Annotated in this window: 5 protein-coding genes; all 5 read right to left on the bottom strand. The window is 69.6% G+C overall.

Translation table 11 applies throughout. The annotated features are described in order from the left end of the window. Positions 1 to 123 precede the first annotated feature (123 nt). A complete protein-coding gene (locus ACFXPK_RS31120; RefSeq protein WP_078854845.1) occupies positions 124 to 459 on the bottom strand; it encodes an RNA polymerase-binding protein RbpA in 336 nt (111 codons plus the stop codon). Between the two features lie 183 nt (positions 460 to 642). Further along, positions 643 to 873 (bottom strand): preprotein translocase subunit SecG, encoded by a 231-nt coding sequence (gene secG, locus ACFXPK_RS31115; protein ID WP_030353663.1) that lies wholly within the window; start codon positions 871 to 873, stop codon positions 643 to 645. Between the two features lie 221 nt (positions 874 to 1,094). Further along, a complete protein-coding gene (tpiA, locus tag ACFXPK_RS31110; RefSeq protein ID WP_385080477.1) occupies positions 1,095 to 1,889 on the bottom strand; it encodes a triose-phosphate isomerase in 795 nt (264 codons plus the stop codon). A gap of 7 nt (positions 1,890 to 1,896) precedes the next feature. Further along, complete coding sequence (locus tag ACFXPK_RS31105; protein ID WP_385005394.1) at positions 1,897 to 3,108, bottom strand: phosphoglycerate kinase; 1,212 nt, start codon at positions 3,106 to 3,108, stop codon at positions 1,897 to 1,899. 135 nt (positions 3,109 to 3,243) lie between these two features. After that, a complete protein-coding gene (gene gap / locus ACFXPK_RS31100) occupies positions 3,244 to 4,248 on the bottom strand; it encodes a type I glyceraldehyde-3-phosphate dehydrogenase (protein ID WP_384927094.1) in 1,005 nt (334 codons plus the stop codon). Between the last annotated feature and the right edge of the window lie 252 nt (positions 4,249 to 4,500).

Genomic DNA, 4,500 nt, shown 5'->3' with positions numbered 1-4,500 from the left:
GCGGGCGGGGGGGGGTGGCGCGGGGGGGGGGGTGGGGGGGGGGGGGGTCAACACCGGGCCGGCCCCCCCCGCGCCCCGCGCCCCCCCCGGAAAGGCGCGGTACCGGAAGGGGTACCCGCGGTTCTAGAGTTCGCCGCGCAGTTTGGCGAGGGCTTCGGCGAGAATCGCCTCGCCGTCCGCGTCGCTGCGCCGCTCCCGCACATAAGCGAGATGGGTCTTGTACGGCTCGGTACGCGGCGGGTCCGGCGGATTGTCCCGGTCCTGACCGGCCGGGAATCCGCAGCGCGGGCAGTCCCACGTCTCCGGAACCTGTGCGTCACTGGCGAAGCTCGGCACCGTCTCGTGCCCGTTCGAGCACCAGAAGGAGATGCGCAGGCGGGGCGCGGACTCGCCGCGCTCGGCCTCACCCATCGGCCCCGCTCCGACCCGGCTTCCCCGGATCGCGTTGCCACTTGCCACGGTCGTAACTCCCTGCGTGATGGTGCCGCAAAGCATCGGTAGGCAGCTCCGCTGCCGGGCGCCCCAGTCTACGTAAGGCCCAACGCGCGTCCAGTGAAGGGAGTTACCCTCCTGGAGCCGGTCGCGCGACCCATGATAGGCCGCGCCCTCGGCGCCGTACCGCAGCCGTACCCGGCGCAGCCTCTAGCTGTCCAGCTTGAGGACGAGACCGAGCACGACGATGCACGCGAACCAGAGCAGCCCGACCACGACGGTGATGCGGTCGAGGTTGCGCTCGGCGACCGAGGAGCCGCCGACGGAGGACTGCATTCCGCCACCGAACATGTCGGAGAGTCCGCCGCCCTTTCCCTTGTGCATCAGCACCAGCAGCATCAGCAGCAGGCTGAAGACGATGAGGGCGATCGAGAACCCCATAACCACGGCTGGACCAACTTCCTCGGACTGATCGACCTGACGCGATCGATCTGATCGACCGGATCAACCGGATCGAACTGACAGGATCAACAGGACTGATTATCGGCAGAACGCATAAAGCATAAAGAACGGCGGGGGCCGGGTGACATCTTCCGCAATACCGCACCGGAAATGCCCTCTCGACCCCCGCCAGGGTACGACGGATCCGCGCCGCCGCATACTTACTGGTCGCGGAACCTGACGATCTTGACGAACTCGTCGGCGTCCAGCGCCGCGCCGCCCACCAGAGCGCCGTCCACATCGGGCTGCGCCATGATCGCGGCGACATTCCCGGACTTCACCGAGCCGCCGTACTGGATCCGGACCCCGTCGGCCAGCTCCTGCGAGTACAGCTCGGCCAGCCGGGCGCGGATCGCCCCGCAGACCTCCTGCGCGTCCTCGGGGGTGGCGACCTCGCCCGTACCGATGGCCCACACCGGCTCGTACGCGATCACCACGGACTCGGCCTGCTCGGCCGGGACGCCGTCGAGGCCGCCGTCGAGCTGCGCGAGCGTGTAGGAGACCTGGTCACCGGCCTTGCGGATGTCCAGGCCCTCGCCGACGCAGAGGATCGGGGTCAGACCGTGCTTGTACGCGGCCTTCACCTTGGCGTTGCAGACCTCGTCGCTCTCGGCGTGGTACTGCCGGCGCTCGGAGTGGCCCACGGCCACGTAGGAGCACTTGAGCTTGGCCAGCATGGGGCCCGAGATCTCGCCGGTGTACGCACCGGAGTCGTGCGCCGAGATGTCCTGGGCGCCGTACTTGATCTTGAGCTTGTCGCCGTCGACCAGCGTCTGCACGGAGCGCAGGTCGGTGAAGGGCGCCAGGACGGCGACCTCGACGGCGTCGTAGTCCTTGTCGCTCAGCGCGAAGGCGAGCTTCTGGACGTGGGCGATGGCCTCAAGGTGGTTGAGGTTCATCTTCCAGTTGCCCGCCATCAGCGGGGTACGGCCGGTCTTCTCAGTCGAAGCGGTCATGAAGTGTTCAGTCCTCCAGTGCGGCGAGGCCGGGAAGCGTCTTGCCCTCGAGGTATTCGAGGCTGGCGCCGCCACCGGTCGAGATGTGGCCGAATGCCTTCTCGTCGAAGCCCAGGATCCGCACGGCGGCGGCGGAGTCGCCACCACCGACGACGGAGAAGCCCGGGGAGTCGACGAGCGCCTGGGCGACGGCCTTGGTGCCCTCGGCGTAGTCGGGGTGCTCGAAGACGCCCATGGGACCGTTCCAGAAGACGGTCCGCGCGTCGGCGAGCTTCGAGGCGTAGAGACGGCCGGTCTCGGGGCCGATGTCCAGGCCCATCTGTCCGGCCGGCATGGCGTCCGCGGCCACCGTGGCGGGGTGCGCGGGCGCCTTGGTCTTCAGGTCCGGGAACTCCGGGGCGACCAGGATGTCGACGGGGAGCACGAACTCCACGCCGCGCTCCTCGGCCCGCTTGAGGTAGCCCTGGACGGCCGGGATCTGGTCCTCCTGGAGCAGCGAGGTGCCGATCTCGTGGCCCTGCGCCTTCAGGAAGGTGTAGACCATGCCGCCGCCGATGAGGATGCGGTCGGCCTTCTCCAGCAGGTGGTCGATGACGCCGAGCTTGTCGGAGACCTTGGCGCCGCCGAGGACGACGGCGTACGGCCGCTCCACGTCGTCGGTGAGCCGCTTCAGGACGCCGACCTCGGTGGCGATGAGCCCGCCCGCGGCGTGCGGCAGCCGGGCCGGGAGGTCGTAGACGGAGGCGTGCTTGCGGTGCACGGCGCCGAAGCCGTCGCCCACGTACAGGTCGGCGAGCGAGGCGAGCTGGTCGGCGAAGGCGCCGCGCTCGGCGTCGTCCTTCGCGGTCTCGCCCGGGTTGAAGCGGAGGTTCTCCAGAACGGCGACCCGGCCGTCGGTGAGCGCGTCCACGGTCGACCGGGCCGAGTCGCCGACCGTGTCGGTCGCGAAGGCCACGTCGGTGCCGAGAAGCTCGCCGAGGCGCGCGGCGGCGGGGGCGAGCGAGAAGGCGGGGTCCGGGGCGCCCTTGGGGCGGCCCAGGTGCGAGGCGACGACGACCCGGGCGCCGGCCTCGGCGAGCCGGGCGACCGTGGGCTGTACGGCGCGGATGCGGCCGTCGTCGGTGATGGTGGTGCCGTCGAGCGGCACGTTCAGGTCGGCACGGACGAATACGCGCCGGCCGGCGACCCCCGCTGCGAGGAGTTCGTCGATCGTCTTCACTGCTGCTGGGCTCCTTGGGATCTCTGGACAGACAGACCAACAGGGCTCGAACAGCGCTTCCTGTGCGCCGACCGAGCCCTGTCACTCATATCGAGGTGCCTGCGCCTGCCGGCGCCGAACTCACGGGCCCTGGGATCAGAGCCGGCCGCCGACGAAGACGGTCAGGTCGACCAGACGGTTGGAGTAGCCCCACTCGTTGTCGTACCAGCCGATGATCTTCACGCTCTTGCCCTGGACCATGGTCAGGGAGGAATCGAACGTGCAGGAGGCCGGCCAGTTGACGATGTCCGAGGAGACGATCGGGTCCTCGGTGTAGTCCAGGTAGCCCTTCAGCTCGCCCTGGGAAGCCTTCTGGAACGCGGCGTTGACCTCTTCCTTGGTCACCACGCGCTCCGTCTCGACGACCAGGTCGGTGACGGACCCCGTCGGGACGGGGACCCGCATCGCCATGCCGTTGAGCTTGCCGGCCAGCTCCGGGATGACCAGCCCGAGCGCCTTGGCCGCGCCGGTGCTCGCCGGAATGATGTTCTCGGCGGCGGCACGGGCCCGGCGCAGGTCCTTGTGCGGGAAGTCCTGGAGACGCTGGTCGCTGGTGTAGGCGTGGACCGTGGTCATCAGACCCGAGACGACGCCGAAGTTCTCCAGCAGGACCTTGGCCATCGGCGCCACACAGTTGGTGGTGCAGGAGGCGTTGGAGATGATGTGGTGGTTGGCCGCGTCGTACTTGTCCTCGTTGACACCGAGCACGATCGTGATGTCCTCGTCGGAGGCCGGAGCCGAGATGAGGACCTTCTTGGCGCCACCCGCGATGTGCTTCTCGGCGTCGGCCTTCTTGGTGAAGATGCCGGTCGACTCGATGACGATGTCGACGCCCAGCTCACCCCAGGGGATGTCGGCCGGGTTGCGCTCGGAGAGCACCTTGATGGTGTGACCGTCGACGGTGATCGTGTCGGCGGTGTGGGTCACCTCGGCCTTGAGCCGGCCCAGGATGGTGTCGTACTTCAGCAGATGCGCGGTGGTCGCGGTGTCACCCAGGTCGTTGACAGCCACGATCTCGATGTCTGCACCCTGCTCCAGCAGCGCGCGGAAGTAGTTACGACCGATGCGGCCAAAGCCGTTGATGCCTACGCGGATCGTCACGAACCGATCTCCTCGTTGGTACGCCGGGTTTCGACGCCGGCGAGTTGTATGGGATGTCCCCGACCGCTTATGACCCTACCTCTCCACGGCCTGGCTGGTGACATCGAGTGCCCAGGGAAACCGGCGGCGTCCGGCGGCGGGGCCGCCGGCGGCCCCGGGCGGGGGGGCGCGCGCGGGCCGCGGCCGGGCGGGCCCGCCCCCGCCGCCCCCCCCCCCCGGGCGGGGGCGCGGGCGCGCGCCCCCGCCCCCCCC

This window comes from Streptomyces sp. NPDC059142, from assembly GCF_042755665.1.
Taxonomy (GTDB): Bacteria; Actinomycetota; Actinomycetes; order Streptomycetales; family Streptomycetaceae; genus Streptomyces.
Note: the sequence above shows the minus strand (reverse complement) of the source record. Positions and strands in the feature narration are given on the sequence as shown.